Here is a 17,110-nt window from a genome sequence, read left to right as displayed (position 1 = left end):
CGCCGGGACAATCAGGTTGGGTCAGTGTTGATCTCAGTTGGCGCCAGCCTGCTTTTTGATCGCTTCATCCACCTTCTTTTTCACGTCCGCAGGGACGAGGTCGGAACAGAACTGCATCGCACCGGTGATGATCTGAAATTCAGCCCCGGCGAACAGCTGTTCATTGGTGAGCTTTTTGTTACCAGCGGATGCAACGAGGCCACCGTGACGGCCATTCAACAGCTGCACATAGGTGGCAGCGGCGATGCCGACCGCCTTGGGGAACTCAATCCCAGCCGAACGGGCATTGCAGACGTAGGACGACCCCATGCCGCGATAGAGGAACACGTCTTCATTGGACGCAGGCTTCGTAGCCTGACCGGACGCTTGGGCGAATACTGCGGGACCTCCCAGCAGGATCGGCATCAGAGCCAGGGGAGCAGCCAGCGCTGCACGGAAACGACGGATAGAAGTCAAGAGTCCTGACTTAAGAATGCGGCCATGGTGCCGCATTTGAACGGTTCCGCACCACCTGCTTCAGCACTGAATGCAAACCGTCCTCGGCGATCAGCTGGGGATGGGCGCTGATGCATCCTCCAGACGCGTTTCATGGTGGTGTTCAACAATCTCCAATTCCCCTTTCTGCCAGCTGTAGATGGCACGGGAACGGAACCGATCCTGATCAATCAGACGGGTGTATTCCTGCACATCCCAATCGAGGTAATGCGACTCGAACACCACTTCATGCTCATCAACCTGACGGATCTGCGTGCGCGCTTCCACTTCTTCGAGATAGGCACGACTGCGCTGAAGCTGATGGCCCAGCAGAGTGGCTTCCATCACCCCCTCCCGCTGGTAACGGGGTTTGCGCTCAAAAAAGTCGGTTTCGTGTTCCGGCCACCAACTCATCCGGTAACGCGGCTTGCCAACTCTTGATTCAGCGAAGATTTCGACTCGAATCATCATGTCGAGGAAGAGAACCTCCTCGTTTTTGAACACATATTGACGGCGTGACCGCCAGAGGCCGAGGTTGCGCGCAAACCACCTGCGCAGATTGCTGTCGAGATGCACCCGCGTTGAAACCGGAGGCTCTCCGTCTGGAGGCTGAGCACCGCGGCGTTCAACGGGGAGAAGGGGCATGAACTGCGTGACCTGACAACAGTCTGTTCAAAATCGTCTTAGCGGTTCTGCTGCGCTTTGCAAAAACCCATAAGGTGAGGCTCATCTTTCGGAGCCTCACCTGGTGGTCGGGATCGATCCCACACCACGTCAACAGCTGACACTGCTCCTCGTTGCAGGTCGTCATCACCTCTCCAGTGGTGACTTGCGGTCACTGATCCAGTTTCTGGAGCATGAGGACTGCGGCTTTGACGTGACACTCCAGGTGGCAGATCCGGTCCAGCAGCCGGAACTGCTTGAACTGCATCGGCTTGTGGTGACGCCGGCACTGGTCAAACTGCAACCACTGCCCAAACAGGTGTTCGCCGGCAGCAGCATCTTTCAGCAGCTGCGCGGCTGGGTGCCACGCTGGCAACAGGATGAAGTCGTCAGTGGTCTTGGCTTGAGCCTCAAGCCCACCGAACTGGACGGCAGCCGAACCCAGCGCGAACTCCAGCTCGAAGACCAGTTGCTGGTGCTACGTCAGGAGAACGAAACACTGATCGACCGGCTGCAGTCCCAGGAGCGGTTGCTGCGAATGGTGGCCCATGAGCTGCGTACCCCACTGACCGCTGCCACGCTCGCCGTGCAGAGCCAGCAACTGGGGCAGATCGATCTCAATCGTTTCCGCGACGTGCTGAAACGGCGGCTTGAGGAGATCGCCCTGCTCTCCAAAGACCTTCTGGAGGTGGGAAGCACTCGCTGGGAAGCCCTGTTCAACCCGCAACGACTCGATCTCGCAAGCCTGGCGGCCGAAGCCATTCTTGAACTGGAGAAACTCTGGCTGGGCCGAGATGTGACGGTGAACACCGACATCCCAGCAGATCTGCCCCTGGTGTATGCCGATCAGCGACGCATGCGTCAGGTGATTCTCAACCTTCTGGAGAACGCACTCAAATACACCCAAGACGGTGGAACGATTTCCTTGGCCCTGGTGCATCGCACCAACCAATGGGTTCAGGTCAGCGTCAGTGACAGTGGGCCCGGCATTCCTGAGGCAGAGCAGCAACGCATCTTTCTCGACCGCGTTCGCCTTCCGCAGACCTCAGGGGGAACGTCCGGCTTCGGCGTCGGCTTATCCGTCTGCAGACGCATCGTTGAAGTGCACGGCGGACGGATCTGGGTGGTTTCAGAACCAGGCAAGGGTGCGTGCTTCACCTTCAACGTTCCTGTCTGGCAAGGACAGGGGCAAGAGAAGTCAACAACTGTCTTGACGGAGGGTCCGTCCGACCCGTAATTTCATCTGGTGCTCAGGAGATCTCCTGAGATCACGGCCTCGCCCCCATCGTCTAGAGGCCTAGGACACCTCCCTTTCACGGAGGCGACAGGGGTTCGAATCCCCTTGGGGGTACTGATTTTTCAGTCATCATTTACTAACACTCACCCCGGTGAGTGTTTTTTTATGACAAAGACATCACAGCTTCACGGTTGTGAAACGCTGAAATTTCGCTAAATCCAACAGCAAAAGGAAGAATTCGCGGACTAATTCAAGCGAATCGACGCGCAGCTTCTGACTCAACCGCCAGCAAATTGGCGCTGAGATCTTGACGAAGGCGCTGTTCAATCAGCCCGATGGGCATTCCTAAACAGCCTTGAACAGTGAGCTCGTAGAGCAGCAGGGTTTGATCCGGCACGGACTGCAGTCGCCACGCCCCCTCGAACCGGCGGAAATCACCTTTGGTCATCCGGAATTGCAGGAAGCCTTCTGGGCGGTGCTCGGTGAGCTCGAGCTGAACTTCAGCCGAAAATTTCAGACCAAGAACCAGTTGCTGACTACCTACTTGAGCGAGGGTGACTCGATTTCCCTTCCGTTCCAGCAGTGAGCTTTGACTGAGATTGGGGATGAAATTGCTGAGACCCTCGTAATCAGTCAACACTTGCCAAAGCTGGTCAACGCTGTAGCTGGTGCGGAGTTGAACAGCGAGACGCCTCACTCCCTGAGGCAGACGTTCGACGGTCTGCTCGATCGTCTGCTGACGGCCTCGGGTTGCTCGCTGAAGAGTCGTCAAGGAGTCGGCGAAGTTCAACCTGAGAAAGGTAACAACCGGATCCTAATGAAAGTGTGCTGACCGTCCAGCCAATGATCCGAGACAACCCTGTGACAGCTGGGTGAGGAATCGAGTCGTCACGCCTATGATCGCGCGGTCAAAAGCGGGAAGCCTTCACTCATGCGTGTCAGTTCGGCGGGTACCAGCAACTACAACGAACGGATGTTCACGTTGGTCATCGTTGGGCTGCAGTCCGGTTCTCAACGCAGATCCGAACAACGCATCAATGTTGCCTATAACCAGTTACAGGCCACTGTCCAACGCATCAATGCTGCCGGTGGACGCATTCAGTCGGTAACGGCTGCAGGCGCTCCTGTCCAAGCACTATCTGATGCACCGGCCCCCAAGCCGACGCCCGCCAAAGCTGCTGCGAAACCCACCGCATCCAAGGCCAAGCCCGCCAAACCTGCTCACAACTCCGTGCCCGTCAATCTCTACAAGCCGAAATCTCCTTTCATCGGCACCGTCACCGAGAACTACAGCCTTCTCGATGAAGGGGCCATCGGCCGGGTTCAGCACATCACCTTTGACCTCAGCGGTGGCGACCCCCATCTTGAGTACGTCGAAGGTCAGTCCATCGGCATCATCCCCGAGGGCACAGACGCCAAAGGCAAACCCCACAAGCTTCGTCTTTATTCGATCGCCAGCACCCGCCATGGCGACAACATGGCGGGCAACACAGTTTCGCTCTGCGTTCGTCAACTCGAATATCAGAACGAAGCCGGCGAGCAGATCAAAGGTGTTTGCTCGACTTTCCTCTGCGACATCAAGCCAGGGGACAAGGTGAAGATCACCGGTCCTGTCGGCAAAGAGATGCTGCTTCCCGATGATGAGGAAGCCAATGTGATCATGCTGGCCACTGGCACGGGTATTGCGCCGATGCGCACTTACCTACGTCGCATGTTCGAACCCACCGAGCGTGAGAAGAACGGTTGGAACTTCCGCGGTAAAGCGTGGTTGTTCATGGGCGCTCCCAAAACTCCAAACCTTCTTTACGACGGCGATTTCGAGCACTATCAGACTGAATTCCCTGACAACTTCCGCTACACCAAGGCGATCAGCCGCGAGCAGCAGAACACCAAAGGTGGTCGCATGTACATCCAGGATCGTGTCTTGGAGCATGCTGATGAAATCTTCGCGATGATCGAAGATCCCAAAACGCACGTCTACATGTGCGGTCTGCGCGGCATGGAACCCGGCATTGATGAAGCCATGACCGCTGCTGCTGCTGCCAAAGGGCTCGACTGGTCGGAACTGCGCCCTCAACTGAAAAAAGCCGACCGCTGGCACGTTGAAACCTATTGATTGCCGCTCAAAACCGAGCCATCGCTTGGTTCAGACGCTCCGAACCCGCCGCAAGGCGGGTTTTTTGATGGGTGTCGAAGTTGTGACGAGACGGCGACAAAACATGGCGTGATGTGCCGGGGGCACTGTCATCTCGAGGATTCCTGGTTAAACCTGCGACAGAGATTGCAGTGCCATGAGCGCAACGATCACGAACCCGTTGAGGGTGGGCCTGCGTCAAGAGCGCGTGATCGCCCCACAGTGCCTGGTGATCTTCGGGGCCAGTGGTGACCTCACCCACCGCAAACTGGTGCCTGCGCTGTTTGAACTCTTCAAGCAACGACGACTGCCCAGTGAGTTCGCGCTGCTCGGTTGCGCGCGCCGGCCATGGAGTGATGCCGACTTCCGACAGAAGATGGCTGCTGCAATGGAAGACACCATTGCGGAGAGCCCCGAGGCCTGGGAACAGTTCTCAGCGGGCATGTTTTACGAACCGGTGGATCTCCAGCAACCCGAAGATCTGGTGAAGCTGGGGCATCGGCTGCATGAAATCGACCGGTTGAGGGCGACCCGGAACAACCGCACGTTCTATCTATCGGTATCTCCAAAGTTCTACGCGGGTGGCTGCCGTGCCCTCGCCGATGCTGGCCTGCTCAAAGACCCCCAACGCAGCCGGGTGGTGATCGAGAAGCCCTTCGGTCGGGACTACAGCAGTGCCCAGGCTCTCAATCGCGTGGTTCAAAGCTGCGGACAGGAAAATCAGATCTTCCGCATTGACCACTACCTGGGCAAGGAAACTGTTCAGAACATCATGGTTCTGCGGTTCGCCAACACCATTTTCGAGCCGATCTGGAACCGGAACTACATCTCAAGCGTCCAGATCACAGCAGCAGAAACGGTCGGAGTGGAGGAACGCGCTGGTTACTACGAAACCTCCGGTGCGCTCCGGGACATGGTGCAAAACCACCTCACCCAGATGTTGGCGATCACGGCCATGGAAACCCCCGGTCGCTTCGACCCTGAAGCGATCCGGAGTGAAAAAGCCAAGGTTCTGCAGGCCGCACGTCTCGCGGATGAGAACGAACCCTGGAACTGCTGCATCCGCGGACAGTACGGACCAGGAGGCACCCAGGAATCCCCCTTGCCTGGCTATCGCCAGGAACACGGGGTGGATCCCAACAGCACCACAGAGACCTATGTGGCAATGAAGCTGTTTATCGACAACTGGCGGTGGCAGGGGGTGCCCTTCTATGTGAGGACAGGGAAACGCCTGCCGAAACGACTGAGCGAAGTGGTGCTCACCTTCCGTGAAGCACCGGTGCATCTGTTCGATGCCGCCGGTGGCGGGCCCACCGCCAATCAACTGATTCTGCGCATTCAGCCCGATGAGGGTGCTGAATTCAAGTTCGAAGTGAAGTCACCCGGTTCCGGCATGCGCAGCCGCCCGGTGGAGATGGAGTTCTCCTACGACGAATCGTTTGGAGAACCTTCCGATGAGGGATATGTGCGACTGCTGGCCGACGCCATGCTGAGCGATCCAACCCTGTTCACCCGCAGTGATGAGGTGGAAGCGGCCTGGCGCCTGTACACCCCCCTGCTGGAACTGATCGAAGACAGCCCATGGCAGCTGCCGATCCATCCCTATGAATCCCGCACCTGGGGCCCCGCCGCCTCTGATGCTCTGCTCGCACGCGACGGATTGCTGTGGCGCCGACCCTGACCTGATCCGCCCACTCCGACCTGCTCCATCCCACGGTTTGCCATGTCTCCTCAGCTCACCCTTCAGACCCCACTGGAACTTCCCCCTTCGGAAGTGCCCAGCTACCTGGAACAGCTCTGGTCACGCGATCAGCCCAACAACGTCGGAGCCCACACCTTCTGCCTACTGATTTGGCAGCCGGCCTGGGTGGAACAGCAACTGGTGCGGACGGGGCGACTGGATGGACCCATCACCGGTGTGCAACGAACGCAGCTGATCGAAGCGGGACGGCAAGCCGTGATCGACGGCGACCTGCCCATCGGCACCCCACCACTGACCCAGGACGTGGCCCGTTGCCTGAGTCAGATGGATGGCGACCACACCAGTGAAGATCTGCGTGGTCAGCATGTGGATGCGGTCCTCAGCCACTTGCGGCCACGCCGGCTGATCACGCTGGCACCCAACCTCAAAACAGAGCAACAGCTGGAAACCCTGGTGGCCGCCTATTGCCCGCTGCCAGAGGAGGGTGGTGGCACAGCAGCATGCGGTGACGTGGTGGTCCTGCGTGGTGGCAAACCGTCTCTGCAGCAAGGTCTGTCGATTCTTGATCCGCTATTGCCCGATGATCTGCCGGCTTGGGTGTGGTGGAACGGAGCCCTCGATGAAGCCCCCGATTTGCTGGAACAACTGGCCAGTGCACCCCGGCGACTGATCCTTGATTCAGCGCTAGGAGAGCCCAGGCACTGCCTCAATCTTCTTGCCGACCGAATCGCGGCCCATCAGGCCGTGAATGATCTCAACTGGCTGCGTCTGGGCAGTTGGCATCAGACGCTGGCGATGGTGTTTGATCCACCACACCGGCGTGATGCCCTGGGCCACGTGGTGCAGCTCGACATTGATGTGGAAGGCAATCACCCGGTGCAAGGCCTGCTGCTGGGCTCCTGGATCGCAGATCGCCTGGGTTGGACGCTGGACAACCATGCACACCATTCCGATCAAAGCATCACCGCCACGTTCAAGCGTCCTGATGGCACCGCGGTGAAGATGCGTGTAGCACCGGTTCCCATGGGTCAGCCCAGCATCCATCCCGGCCAGATCGTGGGACTGCGTCTGATCTGCAAACCCGACGACCAACCGGCGATCTGCGTGATTCTCTGCGCTGAGTCCGGAGGCTGCATGCGCCTCGAAGCCGGCGGCATGGCCAGCCTGGAGCTGATTGAAGAGGTTGTGCCGGTGCAGCATCTTCCTGTGGAAGCCGATGTGTCCCGGCTGCTGGAAGGTGGCCATGACTCCACCAACCCACTCTTGGCGGCTGCGGCTCCATTGGCTGCCAAGCTGATCAGCTGAACCCCCCGCTGAGCGGGACCTGATGTCGTTGTTCCGCTCAGCCCATGGCCTGCGTGATCGCTGCTCCGGCGAGCGGAAGTGGCAAAACCCTGCTCAGCCTCTGTCTGATCGCCTGGGCGAGGCGCCACGAGCTCAGCATTCAACCCTTCAAGGTTGGGCCTGACTATCTCGACCCGCAGCTCCTCACACTTGCAGCAGGGCGACCCTGCCGCAATCTCGACCTGCCGCTCTGTGGCAAGGCCTGGATTGATCTGAGTTTCAACGGCTACGGAGGGCGTTGCGACCTAGCCCTGATTGAGGGCGTTATGGGTCTCTATGACGGCATTGGCTCCAGTTCGGAAGGAAGCAGCGCCGATGTGGCGATCCAACTGGAACGACCCGTGGTGCTGGTGGTGGATGCCGGAGGGCAGGCCCGCTCACTCGCCGCTCTGGTGGCCGGCTTCCGAGCACTCGACCCTCGCCTACAGCTAGCGGGTGTCGTCCTGAACCGGGTCAACAGCCTGCGTCATCGGGACTTGCTGGAGGAGGTGCTCGGACAGATCGGCGCGCGCTGCCTCGGGTGCCTACCGAAGGATCCCAGCCTGGATCTCCCCAGTCGCCACCTTGGCCTGGCACCAGCCCATGAACTGCGCCAGCTCGCACCACGACTCGACCGCTGGGCCGAACTTGCTGAAGAGCATCTGGCGATGGATGTGTTCCTACAGCTGCTCAAGGCTCCCTCTGCCGGTCCCGACCCCATACAGACCGCCCTCAGCCCTGCCCTCACTGCTTCAGAGCCACTGCCTGCCCTGCCTGTGGCGGTGGCCCAGGACGAAGCCTTCCACTTCCGTTATCCAGAGATGCAGGAGTGCCTGGAAGCCCTCAACATGCCGGTGCTGCCCTGGAGCCCATTGGCGGATATTCCACCGCCTGAGGAGGCCAAGGGGCTGGTGCTGCCGGGGGGCTTTCCGGAACTGCATGCCGACCGACTCAGCGGCTGCAAACAAAGCTTCTCAGGCCTGCATGCCTGGATTCAGGCGAAACCGATCTATGCTGAATGCGGCGGCATGTTGCTGCTCGGCCAGAACCTGGCTGATCCTGAGGGCCGACAGCATCCAATGGCGGGGTTACTGCCCTTTGAAGCCAAGCGAGGCCGACTGCAGGTGGGCTATCGCACGCTCGAAGTCACGAGCGACACACTGCTCATGCGCCAAGGCGAACAACTCAAAGGCCATGAGTTTCATCGCTGGAACTTGAGCCAAGAAGCCGATGCCGCGATGGGCAAAACAGGACCGCTGTGGCAAGTTGAAGGTTGGAAGATCAAGCGAAGAGCTGAGGGATGGAACAGACCCAACCTCCACGCAAGCTGGGTCCACCTCCACTGGGCCGGATCCTCGACGATCTCATGCCGATGGCGCGCCGCACTCGCGGCCGCAGCGAGTCGGAACAACGCCGTTGGGTAAGCCGAAGCAATCGCCCACGGATCAACCGTTTGCGGGAGCGCTGGCGCTTTCTGGTGGAAGGACACGTTCAAGGGGTGGGCTTCAGGCAGGCCTGCAGGCGACGCGCCATGGAGCTTGGACTCAGTGGCTGGGTGCGCAATCTCGCTGATGGACGGGTGGAAGTTCAGGTGGAGGGCGAGTCGTTACCTCTCAACGAAATGCGGCTTTGGTGTGAGCAGGGCCCCAGTCATGCGCGAGTTCGCCTGGTAAGGCCATCCCAGATCCCGATCACCGGCGACGACTGGTTTGAGATCCGAAGCTGAAGCAACTGCTCACCAACCATTGATTTGCTGAGTGAGTGCAGTGGGAAACATGCGATCCTTCGCAAAATTGCACCCGCCGAAGGCCGGTTCTGATGAGCGACACCACCCTCTGGGCTGAATTGCTGGCCTACGGCACCGGAATTGGCCTTTCGCCGATCCATATCGCCGTGTTGCTGCTGCTGCTGCTTGGCCCCCAACCGATCAAGCGAGGAGGCTGGTTTGTGGCCGGCTGGGTGGTGACCACCCTGGTGGCTGCAACCCTGCTGGTAACCGTGGGACACGCCCTCGTGCTGGACATGAGCCATGGCTCCCATCACCGCACAGGCTTGGATCTTCTGGCAGGTGGCGCCTTGGTCGCCGTCGGCGGACGGGAATTGATCAAATCAGTCACGGAAGGCAGTGAGCCTCCCGGCTGGACCAAGGGAATTGACCGGTTCGTGGCCATGCCGCTGCCACTGCTGCTGCTGCTGGGAACCGTCGGTGAGCTCATCAGCCCCGATGATCTGGTGCTCTTCGCCAAATCAGCCGGGGTGGTGCTGTCCGCCCAGCTGCCCACCTGGCAGGAAGCAGTCGGCCTGCTCGCATTCACGGTTGGCGCCAGTCTGTTCCTGCTGGCTCCCTTGGTCGCCGTGATCATCGGACGCGACAAGGTGATTCCTTTGCTGGAGAAGGGCAAAACCGTGCTCTTCGCTCGGGGCGAACTGGTCGTCGGCGGGCTCAGCCTTGGGCTGGGGATCTACCTGGGCTGGCAAGGTGTGAGCGGGCTCACTCTGACCTGAGCGCTGTCGTCCAGCGCTCAGCCATCTCTGCCGGGGCAGAGCGACCGGCCAGCCAAACCCCCTCTCTGGCCCGACTGACTGCCACGTAAACGAGTTGCTTACGGAGAGCCTGGTCCTGCGGCCAGAACACGTCGTCGGCGACGAAGACCTCACCGAAGCTGCTGCCCTGGCTGCGATGCACCGTGAGCACAGCGGCAGGTCCCAGCGAGGCGAAGGCATCTCTGACCAGAAAATACCGGCGCCACAACGACCGGCCACCGCGCTTGCCGGCCTCGCGCGCCTCCTGTGCCAGACGCTTCATCAAGGCATCCAACTGCTGCCTGGCCTGGCTGCCTGATGGAGGCTGCAGGCGCAGATTGAGCTCCAATTCACCGCTGCGCACCCGGGCATTGAGGGTTTCGATCACAGGAGCTCCCAGGCCAGCCAGTGACAGCTGCGTGTCTCCGGCCACGCCGAACTCAGCCAGGTCACAGCGTTCCGGTGTCACGTCTTCCACCACCACCTCGCGGTTGGAGCCCAACACCAGATCGGGCTCCTCACCCGTTTCACCACCATCCCGTGACGCGGGGGCCATCACCGCCGTGCGGGTGATCAACACCTCACCCGGCAACACCGCCATCTGGTCGGCCATCTCCCCATGAATCGCCCGGCGGGCATGAGGTACCAGCGCCTCCAGACGGCGATTGGTGAAGCAAAGGATCCTGGCGGCGTCAGGGTTGTCGCAGGCCGCGGCCTGACGCAGACCCTCCTTGGCTCGCTCCAGCCAGTCGTTGCGGTTCAACACCCCCACCTGACCGAGCTCGGTGCGCACGGGCGGCATGATCGGCGGCACTTCACAGGGCAGTCGCCCATCGCGCAGGCAACTGGCCAGCTGCAGCACAGGACCCTGATGCCGCACAACCTGGCGCAGGCAGGCGGTGACAGCCCGGTTCATGGCAAACACAGGGCTGTCGCTTTCACCCACCGGCGGCAACTGGGCGGGATCACCCACAAACACCAAACGCGTCTTGAAGGGATGAGCGCATTGCAAGGCGATCGACAACAACGAGCTGTCGACCATCGAGGCCTCATCGATCAGCACCAATCCCAGATGCTCCAAGGCAGCAGCGGTCTGCTCGGTGGCTTCGCAGAGCTCCCGGTCCCCCTGGCGCTTGAGCTTCAAGCGCAACAAGCGGTGAATCGTGGAGGGATACCAGGTGGGGTGCAAGCCCTCAAGTGTCAGCGCCTGGCGCAACACGCCGACGGCCTTATGGGTGGGAGCCACCACGGTCCAGCACAGACCACTGGCCTCCACTTCACGCAGCAGGCGCATGGAGAGGAAGGTCTTGCCGCTACCGGCGAAACCGCTCAACACGAAGGGCAGTCCAGCATCCTTCTGCTGCAGCCAGTCGGAGAAGGCAGCGGCGGCCAGGGTCTGATCCTGCGTGAGGCTCAGTTCGGCATGGGGAGGCGATGTCACCCCAGAGCGTTGGCGATGGTGTGCGCTAACTGAAGCGGAGAACCCACAAAGGTCAGACCGGTCAAGGCGATCGCCGGACCCATCAGGCTTCCCACCAACACTTCGGTGCGGGAATGCCCCAGCCGTTCCTTGAGTGGTTTCTCAGGAACCGTGTCCCACACGGCATCGGGCAGCGCATTCACCCGTTCGGCCGTGAAACCGGCGGCCCGACGAACACCACTGGCGTCGTACATCACCACGAACGCCACAGTGGCGGCCAACGCAAATGCAGCCGAGTTGAAGCCGTCCTGCCAACCCACCGCCGTCGCCGTACCGGTCACCAGAGCCGAGTGACTGGAGGGCATCCCACCAGTTTCAATCAGCACCGCAGGGCGCCAACGGCGGTGCAGCACCAGTTCAATCACCAGTTTGGAGAGCTGAGCCAGCCCACAGGCCGCAAGGCCCCAGGCCAGAACGGCATTATCGAGAATCTGCAGGGGCATGGGCACGGTCATGACCGCCATGATCAACGATCACGGCTGGCAACGTAATCAGCCAGGGCCAGAAGCGGTTGTGCCTTGTCTTTCCAGGGTTCGAGCGCCGACTTGGCTTCTGCCACCAGCTCCAGGGCCCGGGATCGGGATGACTCAAGGCCGAGCAACTTCGGATAGGTGGTCTTGTCGGCGACCAGATCCTTGCCAGCGGTCTTGCCCAGTACCTCGCTGCTTGCCGTGACATCCAGGATGTCGTCAATGATCTGGAACGCCAGGCCGATGCCGTTGGCATAGGTCCGCATGGCCGATACCTGCTGCGCATCGGCACCACCGATCAGTGCACCCGTCACCACACAGGCCCGCAGCAACGCTGCCGTTTTATGGAGATGGATGTACTCCAGCGTCTCCAGATCGACCTGTTTGCCTTCACTCTCCAGATCCACCACCTGACCGCCCACCAGCCCGGGAGCACCAGACACCAGCGCCAGCTCGCCCACCACCTGAACCAACCGATCGGGAGACACCCCTTTGCTGCGGACGGCCACCATCTCGAAGGCACGGCTGAGCAGCGCATCACCGGCCAAGATCGCCATGGCATCGCCATAGACCTTGTGATTGGTCGGACGGCCGCGCCGCAGATCGTCGTTGTCCATCGCCGGCAGATCGTCGTGGATCAGCGACATGGTGTGGATCATCTCCAACGCCACGGCCGTGGGCATGGCCAACGCAGCGTCGCCCCCCACCAACTCGCAAGCGGCAAGGCAGAGGATCGGACGCAACCGCTTGCCGCCGGCCAGCAGCGAGTAGCGCATGGATTCCCGCAGGGATTCCGGCCGCTCAGGCCCCATCGAGGCGTCAAGAGCCGCTTCCACGCGTTCGCGAGCGCTGCTCAAGTAAGCGTTGAAATCGAAGCTGAGTTTGGGCTCACCCGACGGCGGAACACCTTCAGGACTCGTCGCCGTTGCGGTCATGGGGAGCGCAATGCTGGCGGAATTCTGTCAGGCCACTGGCCATCACAGGAGCATCACACGATCAGATCGGCAAGATCGTGATCGATCTGGTGACGCCGGCACCAGGCCACCACCGTGTTCACCAACAGCATGGTGACCGTCATGGGCCCCACACCTCCAGGCACCGGGGACAGGGCCGCCACGATCGGCTCCAGTTCGGCAGCTTTCACATCACCACAAAGCCCGCCCTCGGGTCTGCGATGGATGCCGACATCCACCACCACTGTGCCGGGACTGACATGGTCAGCCCCCAGCATTTCGGGACGACCGGCGGCCACGACCAGGATCTCGGCCTGACGAGTCACAGCGGCCAGATCGCGGGTGCGTGAATGGGCCACGGTGACCGTGGCATTGGCGGCCTGGAGCATCAGCGCCATCGGCTGGCCGACCAGGATGCTGCGCCCAACCACCACAGCCCGCTTTCCGGATGGATCGATGCCCTGACTGCGCAGCATCGCCATCACACCGGCCGGGGTGCAACTGCGCGGGCCAGGTTCGCCCTTGAGCAGCCGACCCAGATTCAGGGTGTGCAGTCCATCGGCATCTTTCTCCGGATCAATAGCGGCAAGCAATGGCGTTTCATCCAACCCCTCAGGGAGGGGCAGTTGCAGCAGGATCCCGTCCACCCGTTCATCGGCATTGAGAGCGCAGATGGCCTCCAACACCTGGGCTGCTGTTGCATCAGCGGGCAAGTGGGATCCGAAGCTCTCCACGCCGATCCGGGCACAGGCTTTCTCCTTGTTGGAGACATAGACGGCACTGGCAGGGTCGTCCCCCACCCGCAACACAGCCAAACCAGGTGGACGCCCCGCTACAGAGCATGCGGATTGGATCTGCGCCTGCAACCGCTGTTCGAGTTCTTTGGCCAGCGCCTTGCCATCCAATCTGAGGGCCATTGCCTTGTTTGCCATTGAATCCAGCATGCCGCTCCGGCAGAGCTAGCGTTTGGTCTGGATGCCGTCCGTTGAGTTGCGCTCGCACCGCCTGTCACGGCTCTGGAGATCCTGGTTGCGGAGTGAATCGCCGCGTCGCCCCGTGCTGCGCTGGAGCCGCGTGCAGAAAAGCGCACTACTGATCCTGTGTGTGCTGGTGGCACTGGTCTCGAGCTGGCCATGGCTGGTGGAACCGGACCTACGACCGGGACTGACCGCTCCGTTCGATGCAGTGGCGCCCAAAGAAGCGCGGGTGGTGGACAGCGAAGCACTGGAGCAACGCCGCTCCAGCCTTGGTTCCAGCACCTTTGTTCAGGTGCTCAATCCCGCCGAAAACCAGCAGATCCGCATGCGACTGGAGCGATATCTGAGCGAACTGGAACGGGTGGCCAACAGTGAGGAGGCTGAGCGGATCGGCCCCGTCAATCTCTCGGCCGATGAACAGCAATGGCTTGAACAACGCACCCCTGAACAAGGTCGCCAATGGGACATGGCGCTGCGCCGGGCCCTGGACCGCATGCTCAGCCAGGGGCTGGTCAACAATCTCGCCCTGGAACAACTGCAGCAATCGACGGCACTTCAGCTCAAGGGGATTAAGGCCACCAAGACCCCGGCAGCGCGCAGCCTGGGCAGCAAGCTGCTGACAACAACACTCCAAGGCACCAGCAATCTGCAAACCGACCCCCTGCGCAGCCAGAAGCTGATCGAGGAACTGATCACGCAGCAGGGAATCCCCACCATCGAAGTGACCAAAGGCGATGTGATCACCCGCAAGGGGGAGCCGATCAGCTCTCAGGCCTACGACGTGCTGGATTACTTCGGCATGGTCAATCGACGTCCGAAGCTCGGTCTGTGGATCAGCCATTTCACCGAAGCGCTCGCCGGTTGCGGTGTGCTGCTGCTGGTGATGCGCAGGGAACGTCCTTGCCTTGAGGCACCCCACGGCTTGTTGGCACTCGGGCTGCTGCTACTGAGCCAAACCTGCAAGCTGTGGTTCGGAGCTTCCGTCAGCCCTCTGGCGGTGATCGTGCCGCCCACCTTGCTTTTGGCGCAGGGTTTGGGAACCACGAGTGCCTTGGCCTGGCTTGCCATGGCCAGCCTGCTCTGGCCGACGCCTGTCACAGGACTGGGTGAGGGAAGACTGCTGATCGCTGCTGCGACAGCCACCGTCGCGGCCATTCAGGCGGGCCGCCTGCGCAGCCGTGCCCAGCTGCTCCAACTGGCGGTGCTCTTGCCGATCGGTGCTTGGCTGGCTGAGTTGCTGTTGCCCTCTCAAGGGGGGTTATCCCTCACTGGTTCCTGGATGCCGCTGCTCCCGAATGCGGGCAACCGCGCACCGGAAGCACTGCTGCTTGGGCTGATGATGATGCTGGCCATCCTGGTCATTCCTCTGCTCGAGAGCTCCTTCGGCCTCCTGACCCGAGCCCGGTTGATGGAGCTGGCCGACCAGGAGCGACCGTTGCTCCGGCGGCTTTCCTCCGAAGCCCCTGGCACCTTCGAGCACACCCTGATGATCTGCGGACTGGCCGAAGAAGGAGCCCGTGCCATCGGTGCCGATGTTGATCTGATCCGCACAGGCTCGCTCTATCACGATGTGGGCAAACTGCATGCCCCCGACTGGTTCATCGAGAACCAGACCAGCGGGGAGAACCCCCACACCCGACTGAACGATCCGCTGGCCAGCGCCGGGGTGCTTCAGGCCCATGTGGACGAGGGCCTCAAGCTGGCGCGACGTCACCGGCTGCCTCGCCCGATCGCCGACTTCATTCCTGAGCATCAGGGAACGCTGCGGATGGGCTATTTCCTGCACCAGGCCCGAGAGAAGGACCCGAACGTTGCGGAAGCACGGTTCCGCTACCACGGACCGACGCCCCGTTCCAAAGAGACGGGAATCATGATGCTGGCTGACGGCTGTGAAGCAGCCCTGCGTTCCCTGCCACCCGACACCAGCGAACAGGAAGCCAAGAACACGGTGAAGCGGATCGTTGAAGCTCGGATCAGCGATGGTCAGCTGACCCAGAGCAGTCTCAGCCGGGCTGAACTGGAACTGGTGATGCATTCCTTTGTGCGGGTGTGGCGACGGATGCGTCACCGCCGCATCCCTTATCCGATTCCTGCCAAGCGACGATTCTCTGCCTGAGCCCAACCGGGGAGTTGCGCCCTGACCCGCACACGACCCGGGCCGTCGAGATTCGGCAAACTCAACGCCAGCGCGTGCAACCGCATCGGCCCCGGACTGCCTCCGCCGGAGAGGCCGTAGATGGGATCGTCAACAATCGGTGTTCCCATCGCAGCGAGATGGGCCCGCAGCTGATGCGAACGGCCGGTGAGCGGGCGCAGCCAAAGGCGCGTTGTTCCTGCCAACCGAGCGCGCTGACGCCAAAGCGTGCGACAAGGCTTGCCATCGGGATGCGGGCCGTAACGCGGTGGATGCCTCTCCAGCCGGGCCAGGGGTTGATCCTGGCAACCCCGCTGCTTATCAACCGTTCCCACCACATCAGCTAAGTACAGCTTCTGCACCCGACGGGCCGCAAAGAGAGCACTCAGATCACGCAGGCTGTCTGGGTCGCGGGCCACCACTAACAGCCCGGAGGTGTCGCGATCCAGCCGGTGCACCAGAGAAAGCTGCTGGCAGCAGCGCTGAAGCCGCGTGATCAGCGAATCCTGCTGATCGGCCCCGAGTCCTGGCTGACTGAGCAAACCTGCAGGTTTCTGCACCACAAGAAAGCGTGGATGGCAAAGCACCAGCGGAATGCCAGAGAGCTCACCCATCAGAGCCGGCCGCCCCGCCGATGTTCAGAACGACACCAGTAGATCAGGGCGAGAACATGAAGCACGGCCAGCAGAACGGACCAAAGACCGACGGCAGGCTGAGCCCCCATGGCCAGGCGAACAATGCCGTACGGGAGGGAGCCCGCAAGACTCATCGAGAGCGCGACGATCGCCAGAATCACACCCCAGCCGCGCTGTGCCAGCAGACCGGCACAGGCGACGATGCCGACGATCGTGGCCGGCCAGGCCAGGGAGAACGCCAGGCTGATGTTGGTGGCCTGAAAACCGGCTGAGCTATCGGGACGAAACGCCAGCACACCAATCGCAGGAAGCGCCAAGAGATTGGCCACCAGACCGAGCCAGGTCATGAACCAGTAACCGCGCATCCGGGGACCCATCAAAAGCGTGCACAGATGTGCTCACCGT

General features: G+C 61.2%; 17 protein-coding genes and 1 tRNA gene. 9 read left to right on the top strand and 9 right to left on the bottom strand.

The features are described 5' to 3' along the window. Positions 1 to 33: 33 nt before the first annotated feature. Positions 34 to 492: a cAMP phosphodiesterase gene (locus SynNOUM97013_RS04515; protein WP_186480954.1), complete on the bottom strand. Its 459-nt coding sequence runs from the start codon at positions 490 to 492 to the stop codon at positions 34 to 36. Positions 493 to 546: 54 nt separating this feature from the next. Beyond that, positions 547 to 1,119, bottom strand: a complete 573-nt coding sequence (locus SynNOUM97013_RS04510; RefSeq protein ID WP_186480953.1) for a hypothetical protein — start codon at positions 1,117 to 1,119, stop codon at positions 547 to 549. Between the two features lie 103 nt (positions 1,120 to 1,222). Between SynNOUM97013_RS04510 and SynNOUM97013_RS04505 the strand changes: the two genes are divergently transcribed. After that, entirely contained in the window at positions 1,223 to 2,374 is a 1,152-nt protein-coding gene (locus SynNOUM97013_RS04505) for a histidine kinase (protein WP_186480952.1), read from the top strand. A 41-nt stretch (positions 2,375 to 2,415) separates the two neighbouring features. Beyond that, positions 2,416 to 2,488: transfer RNA gene (locus SynNOUM97013_RS04500), tRNA-Glu, on the top strand. 136 nt (positions 2,489 to 2,624) lie between these two features. On the opposite strand, the gene SynNOUM97013_RS04495 is transcribed toward SynNOUM97013_RS04500, so the two are convergent. Continuing rightward, positions 2,625 to 3,146 (bottom strand): SRPBCC family protein, encoded by a 522-nt coding sequence (locus SynNOUM97013_RS04495; protein WP_186480951.1) that lies wholly within the window; start codon positions 3,144 to 3,146, stop codon positions 2,625 to 2,627. A gap of 159 nt (positions 3,147 to 3,305) precedes the next feature. On the opposite strand from SynNOUM97013_RS04495, the gene SynNOUM97013_RS04490 reads away from it, so the two are divergent. From SynNOUM97013_RS04490 to SynNOUM97013_RS04465, 6 genes are all read left to right on the top strand, one after another. Continuing rightward, complete coding sequence (locus SynNOUM97013_RS04490) at positions 3,306 to 4,490, top strand: phycobilisome linker polypeptide (protein ID WP_186480950.1); 1,185 nt, start codon at positions 3,306 to 3,308, stop codon at positions 4,488 to 4,490. Positions 4,491 to 4,665: 175 nt separating this feature from the next. After that, positions 4,666 to 6,189, top strand: a complete 1,524-nt coding sequence (gene zwf / locus SynNOUM97013_RS04485; RefSeq protein WP_186480949.1) for a glucose-6-phosphate dehydrogenase — start codon at positions 4,666 to 4,668, stop codon at positions 6,187 to 6,189. A 42-nt stretch (positions 6,190 to 6,231) separates the two neighbouring features. Beyond that, a complete protein-coding gene (locus tag SynNOUM97013_RS04480) occupies positions 6,232 to 7,515 on the top strand; it encodes a glucose-6-phosphate dehydrogenase assembly protein OpcA (RefSeq protein ID WP_186480948.1) in 1,284 nt (427 codons plus the stop codon). Between the two features lie 44 nt (positions 7,516 to 7,559). Beyond that, positions 7,560 to 8,957, top strand: coding sequence for a cobyrinate a,c-diamide synthase (locus SynNOUM97013_RS04475; protein WP_186480947.1), 1,398 nt, complete (start codon positions 7,560 to 7,562; stop codon positions 8,955 to 8,957). Continuing rightward, positions 8,906 to 9,259 carry an acylphosphatase gene (locus SynNOUM97013_RS04470; protein ID WP_186480946.1) on the top strand — a complete coding sequence of 118 codons (354 nt, stop codon included), beginning with the start codon at positions 8,906 to 8,908 and terminating at the stop codon, positions 9,257 to 9,259. The genes SynNOUM97013_RS04475 and SynNOUM97013_RS04470 overlap by 52 nt, the downstream gene beginning before the upstream one ends. A 92-nt stretch (positions 9,260 to 9,351) precedes the next feature. Then, the gene (locus tag SynNOUM97013_RS04465) at positions 9,352 to 10,038 is read left to right on the top strand and encodes a GAP family protein (RefSeq protein WP_186480945.1); all 687 of its coding nucleotides are present in this window, start codon (positions 9,352 to 9,354) and stop codon (positions 10,036 to 10,038) included. On the opposite strand, the gene SynNOUM97013_RS04460 is transcribed toward SynNOUM97013_RS04465, so the two are convergent. From SynNOUM97013_RS04460 to folD, 4 genes are read right to left on the bottom strand one after another with little or no spacing between them, the layout of a single operon-like run. Continuing rightward, a complete protein-coding gene (locus SynNOUM97013_RS04460; protein WP_186480944.1) occupies positions 10,025 to 11,497 on the bottom strand; it encodes an AAA family ATPase in 1,473 nt (490 codons plus the stop codon). The genes SynNOUM97013_RS04465 and SynNOUM97013_RS04460 overlap by 14 nt on opposite strands. After that, on the bottom strand, positions 11,494 to 11,991 hold the full coding sequence (locus tag SynNOUM97013_RS04455; protein WP_186481430.1) for a divergent PAP2 family protein: 498 nt from the start codon (positions 11,989 to 11,991) through the stop codon (positions 11,494 to 11,496). The genes SynNOUM97013_RS04460 and SynNOUM97013_RS04455 overlap by 4 nt, the downstream gene beginning before the upstream one ends. Before the next feature lie 11 nt (positions 11,992 to 12,002). Further along, positions 12,003 to 12,941 (bottom strand): geranylgeranyl diphosphate synthase CrtE, encoded by a 939-nt coding sequence (gene crtE, locus SynNOUM97013_RS04450; RefSeq protein ID WP_186480943.1) that lies wholly within the window; start codon positions 12,939 to 12,941, stop codon positions 12,003 to 12,005. A 53-nt stretch (positions 12,942 to 12,994) separates the two neighbouring features. Next, the gene (gene folD / locus SynNOUM97013_RS04445; protein WP_186480942.1) at positions 12,995 to 13,876 is read right to left on the bottom strand and encodes a bifunctional methylenetetrahydrofolate dehydrogenase/methenyltetrahydrofolate cyclohydrolase FolD; all 882 of its coding nucleotides are present in this window, start codon (positions 13,874 to 13,876) and stop codon (positions 12,995 to 12,997) included. A gap of 58 nt (positions 13,877 to 13,934) precedes the next feature. On the opposite strand from folD, the gene SynNOUM97013_RS04440 reads away from it, so the two are divergent. Then, complete coding sequence (locus SynNOUM97013_RS04440; protein WP_186480941.1) at positions 13,935 to 16,052, top strand: HDIG domain-containing metalloprotein; 2,118 nt, start codon at positions 13,935 to 13,937, stop codon at positions 16,050 to 16,052. Here the strand turns inward: SynNOUM97013_RS04440 and SynNOUM97013_RS04435 are convergent. Both SynNOUM97013_RS04435 and SynNOUM97013_RS04430 read right to left on the bottom strand, forming a co-directional pair. Next, positions 16,016 to 16,684 (bottom strand): RluA family pseudouridine synthase, encoded by a 669-nt coding sequence (locus SynNOUM97013_RS04435; RefSeq protein ID WP_186480940.1) that lies wholly within the window; start codon positions 16,682 to 16,684, stop codon positions 16,016 to 16,018. The two genes, SynNOUM97013_RS04440 and SynNOUM97013_RS04435, sit on opposite strands and share 37 nt — an antisense overlap. Next, positions 16,684 to 17,082: a hypothetical protein gene (locus SynNOUM97013_RS04430; protein WP_186480939.1), complete on the bottom strand. Its 399-nt coding sequence runs from the start codon at positions 17,080 to 17,082 to the stop codon at positions 16,684 to 16,686. The genes SynNOUM97013_RS04435 and SynNOUM97013_RS04430 overlap by 1 nt, the downstream gene beginning before the upstream one ends. Positions 17,083 to 17,110: the final 28 nt, after the last annotated feature.

The organism is Synechococcus sp. NOUM97013, assembly GCF_014279815.1.
In the GTDB taxonomy this organism is placed as follows: domain Bacteria; phylum Cyanobacteriota; class Cyanobacteriia; order PCC-6307; family Cyanobiaceae; genus Synechococcus_C.
This window is presented reverse-complemented; position numbering and strand designations above follow the sequence as displayed.